We start from the raw sequence: 19,982 nt of genomic DNA, 5'->3' as shown, positions 1-19,982 counted from the left end.
TCTTACCGAGGGGCTCTATTTTTTTCAAACCTTAAATTTAGCGTTCTACAGGAATGCTACGAAGTAACTGCTATCCCGCCGCTCACCCGAACTGGTGAAACTGTATGATGTTATTTTAGCTACCTGCAAGTGTAGTAATTGCAGCAACCATCTAACCCAGCTCAGGGAAATATATGAAGACTCTAGCGGGAGGATAGGCATAGGTGAGACACTGAAATGCGTCAGCATGAAGGGGCTCACCAGCCGCCCGCGGAAAGCGAAGTATATTTTCCAGAGCGGCCGCTGGAAAGACATACCCTAGTTCGTAGTTTAACTCAACTCTGCGATGATAAAAAAGCAGTAAACATTTACGAGAATACCCTTATTTTTACCAGATTTAGTAAGGAGTTTAGTAGAGAAATTCAAAGTTACCAAGTTATCTATTTGAACCTATTTTATTGGTGCGAAGTTGAGTTGTTTAATAAACAAAAGGTGAACCCCGTAAAATGGAGGTTCACCTTCTATTAATTTGGCTGATTTAATTTTTCATCCAATTTTTCTTCCAGCTCCGTGAGACGAGCTCTTAGTTCATTTATATCCTCTTTCGTAGCAATTCCGTTATCTTTCGCCATTTTGCTCATTTGTTCGTAATTTTTGGAATTCCATTCATCCTTTTTCATGGCGCCTTTATCAACAAAATTCTGCATTACTGTTTTAGCCTGCTCTTGGGTTAGTTCATTTTTGTCGACGAGTTCTTTTAGTTTCAGACTTAATTTCTCTTTGCCGCTTACTGCAGCACCAAGACCAAGTAAAAATCCTTTTTTTAAATAATCACTCATTTTCAACACTCCCTTATTTTCTGGATCGAATCATCCTGTAATGATTTACGAAAATCAAGTTCAGTAAAAATAAAGATATCCCAGCAAGCACAAGTCCAATGGTGGCCATACGATTCAGTTGGATACTGAATCCCCATATCGCAATGGCAACTCCTGTTACTACCATCATAAAGGAAAGTACCTCAATTAGTAAATAAAATTGATGTTTCATTTGAACATGATGCTTTTCTTTATCCCACTCTCTATCCTTTTCCCCACTTTCGAGGAAATTTAACAATGCCTTTGGATAGGATCTTACTGGTTCGGTTAGATTTTTGGCATATTGCTTGGTTACCGATTCTACAATACTTTTTCTACCAAACCAATTTTTGATTTTCGGAATCGCCCATTTCTTCAAATCCATTTCAGGATAAATGGAAAATAATATCCCTATAACAATCGAAACTGCCCTTAACAAATAGGCATAATCGGCGGGCAATTGTATCGGCTGGTCTTTGACGATCAAACTGATATCTTCACTTAATTGATTCATTACCTTTGAATCAATATTTTTAAGTGATCCATCCGAGTACATATCAACCGTTTCTTTAATTACTTTTTTTAATTTCTTCTTATCGGCATTTGGAAGAATAAAGTTCATCTTATCAAGGGCAGAAAGCACAATATCATAATTGTCGATAATAAAGCCCTGCACAAGTAATTTGAATTGCTCGGTATCCTCTTTTTTAATTTCTCCAATCATTCCAAAGTCAATGATTGCAATTGTTCCGTCTCTTCGCACAATGATGTTCCCTGCATGTGGATCTGCATGAAATTTACCTGGATGGAGGAACTGATCAATATAATGATCAAACAAAATTTTTGTTGTTTTCTCTATATCTATATTCTGCTGTTGCATAAAGAATGTATCTGTTATTTTTGCTCCATTCACCCATTCCATCACAAGAACCTTTTCCGTACATAAAGCTTTAAAATAGTGGGGAATGTAGATATCCGGTTGGTCTTTATATCGTTCTCTGAAATATTCTCCGAACTCCAACTCCTGTTCATAATCCAGCTCACGGTTCATTACCATGACGAGCTCTTTATAAAGGGAATTTAAATCCGCCTTCTTGCCAAAGGAAGTGAAGACTCTTAGAATCCAGAATACAATTCTTAATGCAATAAAGTCTTTATGAAAAACTTCTTCAATTCGGTGACGACGAACCTTTATTGCAACTTCGGTACCATCTGTAAGAGCTCCTCTATATACGTCTCCAATTGAGGCAGAAGCGATCGCCTGATTCTCTAATTCAGAAAGGTGGTCGTCAAAAATATCTGTACCCCATTCTTGCTTTATCGAAGAAAGCGCCGTTTCGTATGGCATTGGTGGAACATGGTCGACTAATTCACTCAGCTCTTTAATAAATACATCCGGCATAAAATCAGTCCGTGTACTTAAAAACTGACCGAGCTTGATGAGGATGCCACCAAGTTTCTCCGCTTTTTCCCGATATTCAACTGCCATGCGGTATAGCATATCGTTCCATCTATGGACCGTCTTCTTATCCCAGAACTTGTTCTTAAAATGAAAGTAATAGATTTTTACAATGAATTTAATAGCCATCCATACGATTATGGTACTGCGATAAATAATATTATATTTGAATAGCTTCCCCACTTACAACACCTCATCATTGTTTACCCCAAATAGCCATCTTCTAATACATTTAACGATATCTGATAGTAATAGGTTTGTACAGAACGAAATAGATGTGAAATTGGATATCAACTAATGGGTAAAATTTCAAGCGGATATTCGCTTGAATATATTTACAGCGAGTTGTATAATCATACAGTTGGATTTATCCATGATTATTTTGGGTATTAGCATGTTGGAGGTTATTATGAAAAATTATAATAGGATAGATCATTTGAAATTTATTATCCCTTCGCTGATGGGTATCTTTGTATTTATGGTACCCATTAATACAGCGGAAGGCGTCACAATACCGATAGCCATTTTGGCAAATTGGATTCAGGAATTGCTTGCAGACCAATTATCTGCGATTATGATGGTAATTATCGTTATTACAGCAATTATGACGTTGTTTGCAAAAATTGCTGGGAAGAAGGCTTTGGCCAGAACACCATTTTTCCAAACATTATTTTATACGAGTAATTTTTGGACGATAACAAGAGTCGTTGCTGCTATTTTTGCAGTAATGGTTTACTTCCAGCTTGGTCCTGAAGCGGTTTACGGTGAAAATACAGGTGGCATGTTATTGGACAGTTTACTTCATGTGCTGTTTGCCGTTTTCCTGTTTGCTGGTTTATTTTTACCATTGCTCATGAACTTTGGGTTATTGGAACTGTTTGGAACCTTGATGACGAAAATCATGCGTCCTTTATTCCGCCTGCCAGGGAGATCTTCGGTAGATGCTCTGGCTTCCTGGGTTGGTGATGGTACGATAGGAGTACTGCTTACAAGCAAACAGTATGAAGAAGGATATTACACCAAACGCGAAGCAGCCGTAATTGGTACTACTTTTTCCGTCGTATCCATTACATTCTCTCTCGTTGTCCTGACAGAGGTGGGACTTGAACATATGTTTGTTCCATTTTATTTGACGGTAGCATTCGCAGGATTTATCGCAGCATTAATTATGCCGCGTATTCCACCGTTATCCAGAAAGACTGACACGTATGTTACTGACTCTTCTACAGGCATAGATGAAACAATACCTGCTGACGATAATGTTTTTACGTTTGGTTATAAAAAAGCATTGAATCGTGCCAAAAAGGAAACAAGTGTATATCAGTTCTTCAAAGAAGGAGCACAGAACATTCTCGACATGTGGATGGGGGTTGCACCTGTCGTAATGGCGTTCGGACTAGTTGCGCTCATTATCGCTGAATATACTCCTGTATTTCAATGGCTGGGAGCGCCTTTCATCCCATTACTCGAACTTATGCAAGTTCCATTCGCTGCTGAAGCATCCGAAACCATTTTAATTGGCTTTGCAGATATGTTCTTACCTGCAATCATCGGTTCAACCATTGAAGCAGAGATTACCCGGTTTATCATTGCTGCACTCTCTGTAACACAATTAATCTATATGTCCGAAGTTGGAGGATTACTATTGGGTTCCAAGGTACCCGTATCGTTTAAAGACCTACTCATTATCTTCCTCCTGCGTACAATCATCACATTACCAATCATTACGTTGATTGCGCACCTTATATTTTAGGATAAGTAAGTAACAAAAAAAGCAGGCGATCCTAACTTGAGGATCGCCTGCTTTATATATATTTAAAAAAGGGGGGTAACTGATTATACGTTTTAACTGCCATAATGTTTCATGTTTTATACTATAAATTTAAATTTAAGTCTGTACGGATTTCCTTTTCTTCATTACCTTTTTTATCATCGAAGCTTTACCCTCAATAAATGGCTGCCACAGACCAAGGACCGGCTTACTGGAGAGGATCATTACGATTAATGCTGAAATTGCTGCGAGTCCTAGAATATCGAACACATGATTGACCTCAAATAGATTATGTTGACGAATATACTGAACAAAAAACCCGTGTAGTAAATAGACATACAAAGTTCGTGTACCGAGCTTGGTAATCCATCCTAGATTCTTTTTCGGAACCCACGAAAGAATACCCACGACCATAATCGCTGCTGTCATATAAACTAGTAGTCTAGCAATTCCCCCATAACTTTCCATACCTAAATCACTATAGGACTTTGAAGCAAGTAACCATCCTGAATTAATTTTTGGCAAGTAATAAATAGCGAATGCCAATCCTGCCATCACAATAACAGAAGTGATTTTTACAGCTCTGTGTTTTACCCACATGACTTGTTTTTCTGTTAACCAAAAACCGATTAAGAAAAACGGGAAAAACACAAATGTACGTGACAGGCTAAATGTGTGACCAATCTCACCGAAATAACCTACAATCAATCCAATCATCACTGCTATCGAAATACTCATTGCAGCTGGTATTTTTTTAAACCAATATAATAGAATATGCCAGCTGAATAGACTGAGCAAGAACCATAATGACCAGTGTGGATAAAATATATCTGCTTGCCAGCCAGCCTTTCCAATAAAAAAGTAATAGATTGTATATAGGACTTGGAAAATAAGATATGGGATCAATAGCTTTTTAGCTAAATTCAACATGTAATCTTTATTTCCTGAGCCTTTCGCGAAGAATCCTGCAAGTAGAATAAAAGCTGGCATGTGAAAGGTGTAAATCCATGTGTATAATGTATTCATCTCCTTGGAACCATCTACAAACGGCTGAATAATATGGCCAAAAACGACTAGAAAAATCAGTAAAACTTTTGCATTATCAAAAAATGGATTTCTTTTCATACGTACTCATCCTCTAATATTGTCTGTTTACATGTAGTAAACACTTTACCCTAATTTTATGTAAAAAACATACAAGTTGAAGCAATTTCATCGTTTTGTCATTACTTTGTTAGCGGGTTGAAAAAATGAAGCAGGTTTGTAATCTGCTGAAGAATAGCTCAACATTGTGTATAAACTCCGAAGTAACTGCTGGTTGATGTAGAAGCTTCGGCGACCGCTATGGGAAATACACTTCGCTTTTCGCGGGCGGCTGGTGAGCCTCTTCATGCTGACGCATTTCAGAGTCTCACCTATGCCTTTCCTCCCGCAGAAGTCTACGTGTATTTCCCATAGCTGGAAGGTTGCTGACAATGACTTCACTTGCTAATAGATAAAATAACATCCTACAGCCTCACCAGTCCGGCATCGCTGTGGGCGGTGACTCCTGCGGGAAAAGCACGTGTCCGAAGACCCCGCAGAGTGGTCTTCTCGAGGAGGCTGAGGCCGTGCCCGCGGAAAGCATCCGCCCACAGCGATGCCGGACGGAGATAGAAGCACACGAATTTGGATATCAGCTAGTAGTTAGTTCGCATTCTATCTCAACTGTGAGGTTTATAGAGTAACAAACATTACGAAAAAAGCCTCCTTGATTGGAGACTTTTACGTTGCGGCCTTTTTCTTTGGTGCTGTTGTTTTTGCTTTGCGTTTGGGCTGTTTTGGTTGTTTTGGCTTCGGCTTTTCTGATTTGGCTCTTTCCAAGGATGCTTGCAGTGCATCCATTAGATTGGTGACATTGTCTGGAACCGGTTTGTCTGTTGCAGTTTCTGTTTGTTCCTTATTTTTCTTTTCCTCAATTAAGTCAAGTAAAGCAGTTCGGTAATCATCATTATACTTTTCCGGTTCAAATTCGGTTGTTAACTGTTCAATCAGCATTTTTGCTGTATCCAATTCTTTAGCTTCTATTTTTACCTCTTCTGGGATATTCGGTACATCCTGCACGCTACGTACTTCATCTGGATAATGGATTGTTTCGACAACGAGTGAATTTTCATATACCCGAATGACTGCCAGTTGTTCTTTGGAACGAATTATCATTTTTGCAATGCCAATCTTTCCAGTATCATTCAATGCACTGCGCAGCAAACTGTATGCTTTGCTGCCTCCTTCATTTGGGGAAAGGTAATAACTTTTTTCAAAATAGATTGGATCAATATCTTCCAGTTTGACAAAGTCTACAATTTCCACGGCTTTATCTTCCTGCTCTTTCTTTAATGCTTCAATATCTTCATCGTCCAAAACAACAAATTTATTTTTAGCATATTCGTACGCTTTTACAATATCTTCATTTTTAACTTCCTTTTCGCAAACTGGGCATACCTTTTCATATTTAACAGGTGACTTGCATTCTTTATGAAGCTGTCTGAGTTTTACATCCTTGTTTTCGGTTGCAGCATGCATTTTCACAGGAATATTAACTAAACCAAAGCTAATCGTTCCTTTCCACATCGTATGCATAGCGTAACCCCCTTTTTCGTTAGTTTGCTGTAATAGTAACTTTTTATTCCATTCCGGTTATTATCTCTGAAAAGAGCCATTTTAATAAAAGGAGGTGTTTTCATTGGAAATAATGAAGCCAGTTGCAAGCTCAGAAATTCCAAATGAGGATGCATGGATCTATGAGGTGAAATATGATGGTTTTCGTTGTATATTGTCGTGGGATATAGACGGCAATATTCAATTAACGAGTAAAAATAATAAAAGCCTTACTGAAAACTTCCCGGAAATTATTGATTTTTGTAAGGACAACTTTGCATCGATTAATCCATTTCTGCCCTTAACACTCGACGGGGAACTTGTTATTTTAAATCATACGTATCAATCCAGCTTCTCTAGTGTTCAAAAAAGGGGGAGATTGAAAAATAGAGAGTCAATCCAACAGGCAGCCCGTATGAGACCAGCAGTACTGATGGTCTTTGATTTACTGGAAATAAAAGGGAATCCGACGAGCGCACAAAATTTCTCAATGAGAAAGAAAAGTTTGGAGAGCTTATTTGCAAAATTAGAAGTAGGAGATCGCATGAAGTTGGTAAAAAGTTTTCCAACTTTATCTGAAATCAATAGCGCAGTGTTTGAATCGAAGGCTGAAGGCATCGTCGCTAAACGCAAGACGAGTAACTACATATCTGGAAAAAGCCATCGCGATTGGTTCAAAATAATAAACTGGCGTAAGATCCAAGTATTTCTGACAAAATACGATCTGGAAAACAGTTACTTTGAAGTGGCTGTTTTTAAGGATGGAGAAATAATGACAGTAGGTAAATGCAAGCACGGATTGGATTCTGAATCTTTCCAGACATTAAAGCAGCTCTTTTTGTCGAATGGGGAAAAATATGGCCAGGTCTATACACTTCCGCCTGCAATCTGCGCGGCGATCCATACACTTGATTTATATCAAGGTGAATTGCGTGAGCCCGAGTTTTCAAGTCTTTTGCCAAATCATAAACCAGAAGAATGTACATGGAATCAATTACAATTGGACATGGCGATGCTGCCGAAGAATATTAATTTGACAAATACAGAAAAATTATTATGGCCAGATGCATCCTACACCAAAGGCAATCTCCTCACCTTTATCCGTGAAATATCTCCGTACATGCTCCCATTCCTTCACCATAGAGCATTGACCGTTATTAGGTGTCCGGACGGAATTGACAAGGAGCATTTTTTTCAAAAGCATCTGCCGGATTACGCTCCTGATTTTATTACTGGTGTGCCTTCCGGGCATGACAAATTGATTGTATGTAACAACCTGGAATCTCTTGTATGGTTTGCCAATCATGGTTCTGTTGAATACCATATTCCATTTCAAAAGGTGCACAGTACGGTTCCGACAGAAATTGTATTCGATCTCGATCCACCGGACAGGGAGCATTTCCCCCTAGCCATACAAGCAGCCACTCTGATTAAGACGGTGCTAATTGATCTTGAACTTCAATCCTTTATTAAAACTTCCGGTAATAAGGGACTGCAGATTCATATTCCGATTCGGGAAGGGAGTATGACTTATGAAGAGACAGCAATATTTACGCAAGCGATCGCCTGGACAATTGAAAACACGTCTCCCGATTTATTTACGACGGAACGAATGAAGAAAAACAGAAACGGAAGATTGTATATCGATTATGTTCAACACGGAAAAGATAAAACATTGATCGCTCCTTATTCAACACGTATGACAAAGGAAGGTACGGTTGCTACTCCTTTATTTTGGGATGAGGTGAAAGAAGGATTACATCCGACACAGTTTACGATAGCTAATGTAGGGAAGCGTGTTCAGGAATTGGGATGTCCTTTCGCTGCTTATTTTAAGACAGCTGAGGTTCAGAAGATGGATAAGGTGTTGCGGTTAGTGAGAGGGTAAACGTTGGTTGGGGGTTGGGGTTGTTGCTCGACTTTGCGGTAGTATCGCGCAACTTCTGGGGGCTGTCGCTCAACTTTATGGTGTTATTGCACGACTTGTGGGACTGTTGCACAACTTTGCGGTTTTATCGCGCAACTTCTGGGGGCTGTTGCACAACTTTGCGGTTTTATCACGCAGTGTTGCTTATCCATCCATATTAAAAGGCCACTCCATCTGAAGCGACCTTTTCATTATTTAAGATTGGCTTGCAATTCAAGTTCTACATTTCCCTGAATTGCCCGTGAAATCATACAGCTTTTCTCTGCCTTTACGACAAGTTTCGCTAATTTTTCCCGCTGTTCATCTGTTGCCGTTTCTTTTAGAGAAACGGTTGGACGGTGAATAATCTTTTTGTATTTAAAAATACCTCGTCTTACCTCAACAATCCCCTCTGATTCCAGCGACATTTCATACAGTGGCAGTTCTGCTCGTTCAATCAAAGCTGCCAATGTAATGATGTAGCAGGTTGCGGCTGCACCTAATAACATCTCATCTGGATTAGTACCGATTCCAGGGCCATCCATTTCAGGTGGTATGGAAATTTTTGTTTTTAAATTGCCTGCTTCGATATAGCCTTCACTATTTCTTCCGCCTGGCCAGTCTGCTTTTAAATGAAAATGGTGTTCTGCCATTTCAATCACCTCTTATTTCCATCTTATCGCAGCTCGCTCCTAAACGAAAATAAAAGCAATTAGCTCCCCCATCAGGACACCGATGATTACAATCATCCATGCCGGCTTTTTCCAGAAATACAGTAACGCAAACAGAATCGCTGCCATCGCGAAGTCTGCACCACTTACAACAGAGCTTGTAAAGACAGGATCATAAAGGGCCGCCAATAATATCCCGACAACGGCTGCATTGACACCTGTCAGGATTCCTTGAAAGCTGGAACGATTCCTTAATTCATTTAAGAAAGGCAATGCTCCAATAACCAATAGGAAGGAAGGTAGGAACATTGCAACCGTCGCAACAATTCCTCCGGCAACCCCACTCATCATCGTGCCTAAATAACTGGCGAATGTAAATAATGGGCCTGGAACAGCCTGTGCCATCCCATATCCAGCGAGAAATTCCCCGCTGGTTACAAGTCCATTTGGAACCACTTCCTGTTCAAGGAGCGGCAACACTACATGGCCACCACCAAAAACAATGGAACCAACCCGAAAGAAGATATCAAAGATGGTAATGTAATGATTTGTCACCACCTGCGATACAATCGGCAGACCTATTAACAATACCGCGAGAATTGCTAGCGATATCACACCTTGGGTTTTCGTGACAGTTACTTGAAACGGATTGACCTTTGGCTGTACCTGTTTGGAAAACATAAAGTAACCGAAGAGTGCAGCGGCTATAATAATTAGAATTTGAATAAATGCTGATGGAAACAATAGCATTACTAGGGCGGCCGCCAGTGCCATTGCTATCCTTGGCCGATCAGGAGTGAGATTTTTACCCATTCCGATTAGTGCATGCGCAACAACAGCTACCGCAACAATCTTAAGGCTTGAAATCCATGTTGCGTCTCCTAATGAAAAGGACTGATACAGCAGTGCAAATACGATGAGAACAATAATAGAAGGAATGGTAAACCCGAACCAGGAAACAATTCCGCCCATTAATCCACCACGAAGCATTCCTATTGCAATGCCTACCTGGCTGCTTGCGGGTCCAGGCAGAAATTGGCAAAGTGCGATAATATCTGCGTACATTTTATCATCGAGCCATTTCTTTTTATCTACATATTCATCCTTAAAATAACCTAAATGAGCTACAGGCCCTCCAAAAGACGTGAGACCGAGTTTAAACGAAGTTATCAAAATTTCAAGCAACGATTTATTTTTCCCCATAAGTACCTCCCACTAAGATTCAATTCATAAATTACCATACTTTTACCTATTTTGCAGTAGCATTTACAAGAATTTAACAATGAAACCTTTTTAAGGCTTAAAACGTAATACGAAGTATCAGATCGGAAAGGCGGGAACCATTTATGTACGACAAGATGAATGCTTATACAAATTACTATTATCAATTAAATGATGCGATAAAATGGAAGGTTTCTGACAAAAAAATACTTATGACAATTGCCTCTATGTATGCTATGAATCATAAAACATTGAATATAGAAAAATTTCTTCAGATCGCTGATTGTATTAAAGAGCAGGCAGGTTTTTTCTCTGCTTTGAAATCTTACTCCAGATTTACAACTGCGGCTTCTCTTGATGTGAAGTTTGAAGATCCCGAAAGCCAAATTGACGCACTCTTTCATTTGTATGACGGGTTCAAAGAGGCGAAGTTTAAAAGTGGCGTTTACACGTATCTCGCCGCAACGATTGCTCTGACAAATCCCAATAATAATTTGAAACAAGAGGATATAATCGATCGAACAAAAGAAATTTATGATGGAATGAAGAAAGAACATCTCTTCCTGACAGGTGCCAGCGATTATCCCCTTGCCGTTTTGCTCGCCTACGAACAGCAGTCGGATATTATTCAACGGATGGAAAATTTTTATCATGAATTAAATAAAAATGGTTTTTGGAAAGGAAATGATTTACAATTTCTAAGTCATATTCTTACACTCGATTCGGAATCGAGTGATGGAGATTTAATTAATCGCTCCGTTTCCGTGATGGATACCTTAAAAAAAGCCGGAATCCGAACGAAGCAGATGTACTACCCTGTCATCGGCATGCTTGCTTTGCTTCCTCAAGATGAATTTGATATGACAGAGATTACAAAGATGTATGATTCACTTAATAAAAAGAAAGGTTTCAAATGGCAAAAAGACATGAATCTCATTATGGCCATTGCCTTGTATGTTAGTGGGAAACTTGATAATAACAGTGTTGCCCAAGCCAGCATCCACACAACTCTCGAAACGATCCTACAGGCACAGCAGGCTGTAATGGTCGCCACCCTAGCATCTACTACAGCTGCTAACAATTCAAATAATGGCAGCAACTAAGCTGAAACCATAATGGAAGTTGATTTCTATTATAAAGTTAAGTTACTAAGTTTTGTTTCTTTTGATTCGCTGTTGAGATAAAATGCGAACTAGGATAAGTAACTTCGGCGACCGCTCTGGGAAATATACTTCGCTTTCCGCGGGCGGCTGGTGAGCCCCTTCATGCTGACGCATTTCAGTGTCTCACCTATGCCTTTCCTCCCGCTGGAGTCTTCGTATATTTCCCAGAGCTAGTTAGAAGGTTGGTAACAATTACTACATTTGTGGGTAGCTAATATAGCATCATACAGCCTTCCCAGTCCGGGTGAGCGGAGGGCGGTGACTCCTGCGGGAACAAATGTTTTCGGTGGGGCGAGTAATATCGCAGTCCCAGCACGTGTCCGAAGACCCCGCAGAGTGGTCTTCTCGAGGAGGCTGAGGCCGTGCCCGCGGAAAGCATCCGCCCGCAGCGATCCCGGACGCGGGAAAAGCACATACTTATAGAAACCAACCAGCATTTACTCGGAGTTTATATATTATATGTCTTAAAGTGTTAAATTTTTAGATAAAAGCATAAAGTTGAGGAATCAAACGAACCCATTATAAAAAGCAATCTGCTCCTTTACAATAAGGAACGGATTGCTTTTTATTTGTTACGCTGTTTGTTCTTTTTTCCCTTTTGAACCGGAAGCAAACCAGCCAATTACAGCAATTAGCACTAATACAACATAGAAAATCGATTTCCATACTGTGGAGTGCGGGAATTCATGAGCGATCCACGCAATATCCGGATGTGCCATTACGATAACTGCTAGTTTCACACCAACCCAACCAACAATCAGGAATGCTGCTATTTCCAAACCTGGCCGATCATGAAGCAATCCAACAAATATATTGGCAGCAAAGCGCATGATAATTAGACCAATCATACCACCTGCAAAAATTACCGCGAATTGACCTGCATCCAAACTTCCGACTGTACCCAATCCTGTTGCGGGCAGTGCTACTGCTAACGCAACAGCAGCCAAGATAGAATCCACTGCAAACGCCAAGTCAGCAAATTCAACTTTAACTACCGTAAGCCAAAATTCCTTTTTAGAAGCCTCTGGTTCTTGGCCATTTCTAATCGGCTCCTCGAGTTTCTCTATGTCATCCTTAACTTTGGGTTTAAACTTTCTGTATAAGTTATTAATCGATATGAACAATAAATACGCCGCACCAAGTGCCTGAACCTGCCATACATCGACAAGGAATGAAATAATGAATAATGAACCGAAACGCAGAACAAATGCCCCTGCCAACCCATAAAATAAAGCCTTTTTCCGTTGTTTTTCAGGAAGATGACGTACCATAATTGCTAATACAAGCGCATTATCTGCTGCGAGAAGCCCTTCTAGTCCGATTAAAACAACTAAGACCCATAAATATTCCAATATTAATTCTGTTCCCATGTATACTCTCCTTAAAAATATAGTCTCATTAGCAGATAAAAGCACAAAAAGAGACCTTTACCTGCGAATGGGTAAAGGTCTCGCTAACAACGTGCGTTGCCAATTGAGCCGGAGATATAATCTCGTAATGACGACTTTAATTGTGCAGCTACTCCCCTTTAGGAAATATTAATCTATTAAACATTAAACCCTTTTTAGCCTTCATTGTCAAATTCCTACGCGGTTATTTCTTATAAACTGTTTTCCAGAAGATTGACTCTGAAGTTACTCGTTCCACCGAAAAGAATTGTTGTTTTTTACAATAATTCTATAAACTACGAAGTAACTGCTGGTTGTTGTAGAAGCTTCGGCGACCGCTCTGGGAAATACACTGCGCTTTCCGCGGGCGGCTGGTGAGCCTCTTCATGCTAACGCATTTCAGAGTCTCACCTATGCCTTTCCTCTCGCAGAAGTCTCCGTGTATTTCCCAGAGCTGGTTAGAAGGTTGACACTTTCGGGTAGCTAAAATAGCAATTCAGCATAACCAGTCCGGGTGAGCGGAGGACGGTGACTCCTGCGGGAACAGCACGTGTCCGAAGACCAGAAGAGTGGTTTTCTCTTCGGGGCTGAGGCCGTGCCCGCGGAAAGCATCCGCCCAGAGCGATTCCGGACGGCGAGATAGCAGTTACTTCGCAGTTTATCTCGACTTTGCAAAGATTAAAGAACAACAAATATTATAAAATGGCCTTTTTCATATCATAGTCTCTTCTATCTTGGTTGGTTAACCATTTCATCTAACATTTGATCCATCGTTTCCTTTAGTGATTGTAGGATTTGCTTACTATCTTGATGGCTGTTTCCCCGAACTCCATAGTAGCATTTAAGTTTTGGCTCTGTACCGGATGGACGCAAGCAGACCCAGCCATCTTGTTCAAGTATAAATTTCATCATGTTTTCTTTTGGAAGGTCTATGGTCTCTCTCGTATTATCAGCCACTATTATTCGCTCACTGCTTAAGTAGTTTTCTATTTTCTCAACATTAATTCCAGCAATTTCTGTTAATGGATTGGTCAGAATTTTATTCATAGTACTAGCAATCCGGTCAGATCCTTCTTTCCCTTTTAGCGTTAGTGAAGACATCCCCTCTAAATAGTACCCATGTTTTTCATACAATACATCCAATGCATCAAACAGTGTTTTTCCTTGCTGTTTCCAAAAATAAGCCATTTCTGTTGCCATCATCGCTGATTGAACTGCATCTTTATCACGGACAAAACTGCTAATCAGATAACCATAGCTTTCCTCAAATCCGAAAACAAATGTTTCACCTGTCGAATCGAACTGATTAATCTTATCACCGATGAATTTAAAACCTGTCAATGTATCTATTGTCTCCACTTGGTTTGCATCCGCTATTGCCCTTCCAAGTTCTGTCGTAACAACTGTTTTTATCATGCGGGAGTTTTGGTATATTTTTCGGTCACTGTGTGTCAAAATATAATCGAGAAGTAATGATCCCAGCTGATTCCCTGTCAAGACTTGATATTCCCCTGCTTTATTTTTGACCGCAACGCCTAATCTGTCTGCATCAGGGTCCGTACCTAGAAGGATATCTGCATTGGTATTGTCCCCTAGCTCAATAGCCATTTTGAAAGCCTGATGCTCTTCTGGATTTGGTGATTGAACCGTTGAAAATTCAGGATCCGGCTTTGCCTGCTCCTCTACAATTGACACATTCGTGAAATTCAGCTGTTCCAAGCCTTTCGTAACAAGGTGATAGGATGTTCCATGCAATGGTGTAAAAACAATTTGCAAGTCCTTTTCCTGTTCCTGCACTTCAGAACTCATTTTGGTAATTTGCTTCAGACGAGACAAGTATGCATTGTCTATTTCAATTCCGAGCCAACTAAGTAAATCCTTTTCTTCCAAATCTACTTTTTCCAAATATGGAACCGTCAGCTCATCTTCTGTCTGTTTTATCGTATTAATAATTTTATCTGCTTCATCTGGTGTAATTTGCCCACCATTTTCATTGTATACTTTAAAACCATTATATTCCGGTGGATTGTGACTTGCTGTAATCATAATTCCAGCAGCAGTGCTTAAATAACGAACTGCGAATGACAACAAGGGTGTTGGTCTTAGTGATTCAAATATATGTGCTTTTATTCCATAAGATCCAAGTACTTTTGCAGATTCTATAGCAAATTCCGGCGACATGTATCTGGAATCATAAGCAATAACAACGCCTCTGTCTTTCACATTTACACGGTTAGCCAAAAGGTAATTTGCCAAGCCATTAACTGCTTTTCTAACGGTATAAATATTCATCCGGTTGGTACCGGGACCAAGCAGACCTCTTATTCCACCTGTCCCGAAAGCCAATTCTTTATAAAAAGCATCTTCCAATGCAGCCTTATTATCCTTCTTGTTATGTAATTCTATTTTTAAAGATTCATCGAGATGTTTAAATGAACTCCATTTTTTATAAGTATTTTCCCAATTCTCCATACGATTGCCCCCCGTACCTCTATTTGCCAAAATTTTAGCACACTTTCGTACTTTATACTATAAGTACGTGTTCCAAAAGGAGGATAAAAAGACAGTTCAATTAGTCCTAGTGAGAAACATTGTTGTGTCATTCTTACCGGACCTTTTGAACATCCTCCATACATCTTGTTTAGTTACTGTCATTTATGGAAATAATCTAATAGATATATAGAAGCTTTCTATTATCTCTTTTTGCAGGTAATATAGAAGTATACGAAAAAGTTGAGAAAGTAGTGATTTTATTGGTGCATAAACGTTGGTTCCGAGTTTTTATATTCTTTATTCTTCTCTTTTTGCTGGTTTTATTAATTTCTAAAACAACCTTTATATTTATTCCAATTATACAAATTATAGGTGCAGTGGCGTTCCCTATCATTGGAGCTGGGATTTTTTATTACTTAACAAAGCCGATTATGCTCTTTTTTGAACGGCATAAAGTTCCACGTATCTTATCTATCATTCTCGTGTTCTTGCTGATTATTATTGTTTTAACGCTATTTGTACTATTTATCTGGCCAATTGTCAGGGATCAGGTTACGAATCTTGTAAAGAGCATACCTTCGATGATAACGATGGTAGAAGATTTTATCGATTATTGGCAAAGGAATTATACAGCTATTCCTGATCAAGTAATTACTGCAATTAACGATTTTACAAATAATCTTCCAACCATTATTGAGAGTACAATCGAATACTTATTTGGATTTATCAGTGGGTTTATTGGACATGTCATAAGCCTTGTTGCCGGTATTGTATTAATTCCTTTCTTCCTGTTTTTTATGCTAAAGGACGGGGAAAAACTCGTTCCATTTATCACTCATATTTTCAGTGAGAAAAAGGCAAATAATATCCGTAATCTGCTAGGTAAGGTAGATAATGTATTGTCTTCCTTTATACAGGGGCAGCTTATTGTCAGTTTTGTTGTCGGGGTATTATTATTAATTGGCTATTTAATTATTGGACTCGACTATGCTTTGGCACTTTCATTGTTCGGCATGTTAACAAACGTTATACCGTACCTTGGGCCTTTCATTGCAGTGACCCCCGCCTTAATTGTCGGTGTATTTCAGGATCCAATGAATCTACTATGGGTTTCTATTATCATGCTGGTGGCACAACAGATCGAAAGTAATTTGATTTCACCAAATGTAATGGGACAGGCCCTGGATTTACATCCACTTACCATTATTACAGTTATTCTGGCTGCGGGCAGTATTGCAGGATTTATCGGTATTCTGTTTGCAGTACCATTCTATGCTGTGTTACGTACGATTATTGTCCACTTTTATAATACCTATGTGGAATCGAAAAAAGATAAAGATGATGCATTAATTTAAGGATATATTAAAAACAAAAGGGGATTTTATTTATGACAAAAGAAGAATTACAAACTAAGTTGGTTGAATTAAAATCAGATTATGTCCGTATTCAAAGTGACTTGGATAAATTGGAATATGTAAAAGGAAGAGTGTCATCCGCAGAAGGGCAACTCATCCGTCTGGAAGGTGAAATTGCAGAAGTAAACCGACAGTTGGATGAACTGGCGGAAGCTTAAAAAAATAGGGAGCAAACCAAGTTTCTGGTTTGTTCCCTATTTTTTATTGATTCGAATTGCGGTTATTATCCAATTTAGCCTGAATCTTGGATTTCTCCTTACTCGGAGGTGTTAAACTTACGATCGTGTCTCCTGATACCGGTACGGTTCGCATTTCTTCAGAGAAGAATTTCAGTTGCCCAGAAGGTTTCACTAAATAAAGGAAAACGGTAGATGGATCCTTGTCTTTCTTATAAGACTCCAGGTTATATTGCTCTGTCAGCGTTGTCTGACGTACAACAAAACCACTTTCCACTTTTTCATTCAAATCTTCCAGTGAAAACTTTTTATCAAATAATATTCTTCCACCTACTTTAGACACAACACCACTCGAGTGTCCATTATCAAACTGTGTGTAAGGACTCACCTTAAATACGTTTGTTCTGCCGTATTCCGGTAAGAATGTTGTACAGACTAAAGAATTAAACGAACGCCCGCTTGTCAAGGCAAGCATGTAATCATAAGGGATTGTATCCAAGTGATGCTCTGTCTGTTCGGAAAGCATATCCCCATGAAAAGTTGGGACCCCAGCTTTTCTTGCCAAACCCAGGTGTTCCCATGAAGCGTCTACAATAATCGCTGGTATATTTGCTTTTGTTAGTGATTTTGCTAATTCTACGGTAAAAGGATTACTACCAATAATTAATGCTCCCGGATTTCCTTCCATAGAGAGATTTAACTTTTTCGCTAACCAGCCAATTGAAAAACCGTGTGCTAAAACAGTAAAGAAAACGAGTGCAAAGGTCAGTGTTGTCAAAATAGATGCACCTTCATATCCAGCATCAGCTAAAACCGTTGCAAAGTAACCAGAAACCGTTAGTGCAACGATTCCACGGGGAGCAATCCATCCCAGTAACGCTTTTTCATTGAAGGACAGTCCTGTACCGATTGTTGATAAAAAGATGGACAAAGGTCTTACTGCAAACATCATTAACAATACATAACCAATAATATTCGGACTGAATATATGGAGAATCGTTTCCATTTCTAAAGAGGCTGTCAGCATAATAAAGATGGTCGATGTAAGCAGAACAGAAATGTTTTCCTTAAAGTGACGCATATCTGATATAGAGCTAATTCCCATGTTCGCTAATGTAATCCCCATCGCTGTAACAGATAAAAGTCCGGTTTCATGCATAATTTCATCTGCAACAGTAAAACAAAGGATGACCACGACAACAACGGCCGAGGATTTTAGAAACTCTGGTACATGGCCTGTTTCAAACATCCATCCCAGTCCACGCCCAAGCGCCCAACCAAGGATTATTGCAAATAATGATGCAGCAAAGAACAATAAAAGCTGTGATGGATCGGGGTTGTCTGCAGTCATGAACGTGATAATTTCAAATGCAAAAACTGCCAGCAATGCTCCAATTGGATCAACGATAATTCCTTCCCATTTCAGCACTTTGGCAGGTCTTGCCTTTAATTTTGACTGCCTTAGCAGCGGCATGATTACAGTCGGTCCTGTCACGATGAATAAACCACCAATGACAAACGAAACTGCCCACGAAAGCCCAGCTATATAATGAGCTGTAAGAGAACCAAGAATCCAAGCGATAAATGCGCCAACCGTAGATATTCGAAAAACCGGTTTCCCAATTCCCCGCAATTCCCTAAAACTTAAATTCAAACTTCCCTCAAATAGAATGATTGCCACTGCTACCGAAATGAGTGGACTATATAAAGGGCCAAAATCCTGCTCAGGGTTTATTAGGCCAAAAATCGGACCAATGAGTAATCCTGTAACTGACATTACAACGATTGCCGGCAAACGATAACGCCATGCCACCCATTGTGAACCAATTCCAAGAAATACAATAATCATAATTTCAAATAACAAAGATGGTACCATGCCATACCCCCTTATTCAGATTTTCCTAACTAACGTACGGATCGTATAGTCAAATGAAAACCTACACGAATTAAAGCGTGATATTTATAATGATATTTTATAGATGAATAAGCAAAATGTAAATTAATTAAGCCGCATTGTTATTTGACTATAGAGAATTGTCACTAATATTTAATGAATTATTTACTAAACTTTCGCATCAATAAAATAAAAATAAATTCCAACAGTTAACTGGGTTGAACTTATTGAATGAATGTTTCTAATAAGACTGTTTTCTAAAGGCTATTTTCGTAATGTTTATTGCCTTTTAATTGCAGAGTTAAGATGAAATGCGAGCTAGAATAGGGAACTTCGGCGATCGCTCTGGGAAATACACTGCGCTTTTCGCGGGCGGCTGGTGAGCCTCTTCATGCTGACGCATTTCAGGGTCTCACCTATGCCTTTCCTCCCGCAGAAGTCTCCGTGTATTTCCCAGAGCTGGTTAGAAGGTTGCTAATAATTACTGTACTAGCGTAGCTAAAATGGCATTATAAAACTTCACCAGTTCGGGTGAGCGGCGGGCGGCGGGCGGTGACTCCTGCGGGAACAGCACGTGTCCGAAGACCCCGCAGAGTGGGTTTCTCGAGGAGGCTGAGGCCGTGCCCGCGGAAAGCATCCGCCCAGAGCGATCCCGGACGGCGGGAAGAGCAGTTACTTCGCACTTTATGTAAAAGGCGATGGTCAAAAATCAACAAAGTTAACGAAAAGAGCCTTGGAATCTCCATGTATCCAGACTGCTCAGTTTAAAGACTTAATCGAAATCAACTTGAGCAGTCTATCTCCAACCCTTCTAATTCCACCAAGGTATATATATATATCAATTTCAGAATTCGAAAATTTAGTTATTTATTGAGCATACATATTTTTTATTTTCAAGGGATGTGCGTATAAAATTCTATTTCCAACCAATTTCGTGCACAGTGGAAAAAAT

14 protein-coding genes are annotated in these 19,982 nt (G+C 39.5%); 5 read left to right on the top strand and 9 right to left on the bottom strand.

Features of this window, described 5'->3' with window-relative positions; genetic code table 11:
- Window positions 1-503: 503 nt before the first annotated feature.
- Both ACFOUV_RS06630 and ACFOUV_RS06625 read right to left on the bottom strand, forming a co-directional pair.
- Window positions 504-818 (bottom strand): phasin family protein, encoded by a 315-nt coding sequence (locus ACFOUV_RS06630; protein ID WP_379496003.1) that lies wholly within the window; start codon window positions 816-818, stop codon window positions 504-506.
- 13 nt (window positions 819-831) lie between these two features.
- Window positions 832-2,478 (bottom strand): ABC1 kinase family protein, encoded by a 1,647-nt coding sequence (locus tag ACFOUV_RS06625; RefSeq protein WP_379496002.1) that lies wholly within the window; start codon window positions 2,476-2,478, stop codon window positions 832-834.
- 226 nt (window positions 2,479-2,704) lie between these two features.
- On the opposite strand from ACFOUV_RS06625, the gene ACFOUV_RS06620 reads away from it, so the two are divergent.
- Window positions 2,705-4,048, top strand: a complete 1,344-nt coding sequence (locus ACFOUV_RS06620) for a YjiH family protein (protein WP_379496001.1) — start codon at window positions 2,705-2,707, stop codon at window positions 4,046-4,048.
- Between the two features lie 135 nt (window positions 4,049-4,183).
- On the opposite strand, the gene ACFOUV_RS06615 is transcribed toward ACFOUV_RS06620, so the two are convergent.
- On the bottom strand, window positions 4,184-5,191 hold the full coding sequence (locus tag ACFOUV_RS06615) for an acyltransferase family protein (protein WP_379496000.1): 1,008 nt from the start codon (window positions 5,189-5,191) through the stop codon (window positions 4,184-4,186).
- A 639-nt stretch (window positions 5,192-5,830) separates the two neighbouring features.
- Window positions 5,831-6,685: a non-homologous end joining protein Ku gene (ku, locus tag ACFOUV_RS06610; RefSeq protein WP_379495999.1), complete on the bottom strand. Its 855-nt coding sequence runs from the start codon at window positions 6,683-6,685 to the stop codon at window positions 5,831-5,833.
- A gap of 112 nt (window positions 6,686-6,797) precedes the next feature.
- Between ku and ACFOUV_RS06605 the strand changes: the two genes are divergently transcribed.
- Window positions 6,798-8,591, top strand: coding sequence for a DNA ligase D (locus ACFOUV_RS06605; protein ID WP_379496008.1), 1,794 nt, complete (start codon window positions 6,798-6,800; stop codon window positions 8,589-8,591).
- A gap of 230 nt (window positions 8,592-8,821) precedes the next feature.
- Here the strand turns inward: ACFOUV_RS06605 and ACFOUV_RS06600 are convergent, their stop codons facing one another.
- Window positions 8,822-9,262: an OsmC family protein gene (locus ACFOUV_RS06600; RefSeq protein ID WP_379495998.1), complete on the bottom strand. Its 441-nt coding sequence runs from the start codon at window positions 9,260-9,262 to the stop codon at window positions 8,822-8,824.
- Between the two features lie 39 nt (window positions 9,263-9,301).
- Window positions 9,302-10,483, bottom strand: a complete 1,182-nt coding sequence (gene chrA / locus ACFOUV_RS06595) for a chromate efflux transporter (RefSeq protein WP_379495997.1) — start codon at window positions 10,481-10,483, stop codon at window positions 9,302-9,304.
- Between the two features lie 143 nt (window positions 10,484-10,626).
- Between chrA and ACFOUV_RS06590 the strand changes: the two genes are divergently transcribed.
- Window positions 10,627-11,604, top strand: coding sequence for a DUF4003 family protein (locus ACFOUV_RS06590; protein ID WP_379495996.1), 978 nt, complete (start codon window positions 10,627-10,629; stop codon window positions 11,602-11,604).
- A gap of 632 nt (window positions 11,605-12,236) precedes the next feature.
- On the opposite strand, the gene ACFOUV_RS06585 is transcribed toward ACFOUV_RS06590, so the two are convergent.
- Together ACFOUV_RS06585 and ACFOUV_RS06580 are read right to left on the bottom strand one after the other, a co-directional pair.
- A complete protein-coding gene (locus ACFOUV_RS06585; RefSeq protein ID WP_379495995.1) occupies window positions 12,237-13,034 on the bottom strand; it encodes a TerC family protein in 798 nt (265 codons plus the stop codon).
- Window positions 13,035-13,781: 747 nt separating this feature from the next.
- The gene (locus ACFOUV_RS06580; protein WP_379495994.1) at window positions 13,782-15,524 is read right to left on the bottom strand and encodes a phospho-sugar mutase; all 1,743 of its coding nucleotides are present in this window, start codon (window positions 15,522-15,524) and stop codon (window positions 13,782-13,784) included.
- Window positions 15,525-15,808: 284 nt separating this feature from the next.
- On the opposite strand from ACFOUV_RS06580, the gene ACFOUV_RS06575 reads away from it, so the two are divergent.
- Both ACFOUV_RS06575 and ACFOUV_RS06570 read left to right on the top strand, forming a co-directional pair.
- The gene (locus ACFOUV_RS06575; RefSeq protein ID WP_379496007.1) at window positions 15,809-16,900 is read left to right on the top strand and encodes an AI-2E family transporter; all 1,092 of its coding nucleotides are present in this window, start codon (window positions 15,809-15,811) and stop codon (window positions 16,898-16,900) included.
- Window positions 16,901-16,932: 32 nt separating this feature from the next.
- Window positions 16,933-17,118 carry an SE1832 family protein gene (locus ACFOUV_RS06570; RefSeq protein ID WP_379495993.1) on the top strand — a complete coding sequence of 62 codons (186 nt, stop codon included), beginning with the start codon at window positions 16,933-16,935 and terminating at the stop codon, window positions 17,116-17,118.
- A 43-nt stretch (window positions 17,119-17,161) separates the two neighbouring features.
- Here the strand turns inward: ACFOUV_RS06570 and ACFOUV_RS06565 are convergent, their stop codons facing one another.
- Complete coding sequence (locus ACFOUV_RS06565) at window positions 17,162-19,012, bottom strand: cation:proton antiporter (RefSeq protein WP_379495992.1); 1,851 nt, start codon at window positions 19,010-19,012, stop codon at window positions 17,162-17,164.
- Window positions 19,013-19,982 lie beyond the last annotated feature (970 nt).

Source organism: Oceanobacillus longus (assembly GCF_042650085.1).
Classification (GTDB): Bacteria; Bacillota; Bacilli; order Bacillales; family Amphibacillaceae; genus Oceanobacillus; species Oceanobacillus longus.
Note: the sequence above shows the minus strand (reverse complement) of the source record. Positions and strands in the feature narration are given on the sequence as shown.

What these genes read in the sequence shown, in the direction of transcription:
- ACFOUV_RS06630 (WP_379496003.1), bottom strand. Translation starts at nt 818, where the DNA reads ATGAGTGATTATTTAAAAAAAGGATTTTTACTTGGTCTTGGTGCTGCA.
- ACFOUV_RS06620 (WP_379496001.1), top strand. Translation starts at nt 2,705, where the DNA reads ATGAAAAATTATAATAGGATAGATCATTTGAAATTTATTATCCCTTCG.
- ACFOUV_RS06615 (WP_379496000.1), bottom strand. Translation starts at nt 5,191, where the DNA reads ATGAAAAGAAATCCATTTTTTGATAATGCAAAAGTTTTACTGATTTTT.
- ku (WP_379495999.1), bottom strand. Translation starts at nt 6,685, where the DNA reads ATGCATACGATGTGGAAAGGAACGATTAGCTTTGGTTTAGTTAATATT.
- ACFOUV_RS06605 (WP_379496008.1), top strand. Translation starts at nt 6,798, where the DNA reads ATGAAGCCAGTTGCAAGCTCAGAAATTCCAAATGAGGATGCATGGATC.
- ACFOUV_RS06600 (WP_379495998.1), bottom strand. Translation starts at nt 9,262, where the DNA reads ATGGCAGAACACCATTTTCATTTAAAAGCAGACTGGCCAGGCGGAAGA.
- chrA (WP_379495997.1), bottom strand. Translation starts at nt 10,483, where the DNA reads ATGGGGAAAAATAAATCGTTGCTTGAAATTTTGATAACTTCGTTTAAA.
- ACFOUV_RS06590 (WP_379495996.1), top strand. Translation starts at nt 10,627, where the DNA reads ATGTACGACAAGATGAATGCTTATACAAATTACTATTATCAATTAAAT.
- ACFOUV_RS06585 (WP_379495995.1), bottom strand. Translation starts at nt 13,034, where the DNA reads ATGGGAACAGAATTAATATTGGAATATTTATGGGTCTTAGTTGTTTTA.
- ACFOUV_RS06580 (WP_379495994.1), bottom strand. Translation starts at nt 15,524, where the DNA reads ATGGAGAATTGGGAAAATACTTATAAAAAATGGAGTTCATTTAAACAT.
- ACFOUV_RS06570 (WP_379495993.1), top strand. Translation starts at nt 16,933, where the DNA reads ATGACAAAAGAAGAATTACAAACTAAGTTGGTTGAATTAAAATCAGAT.
- ACFOUV_RS06565 (WP_379495992.1), bottom strand. Translation starts at nt 19,012, where the DNA reads ATGGTACCATCTTTGTTATTTGAAATTATGATTATTGTATTTCTTGGA.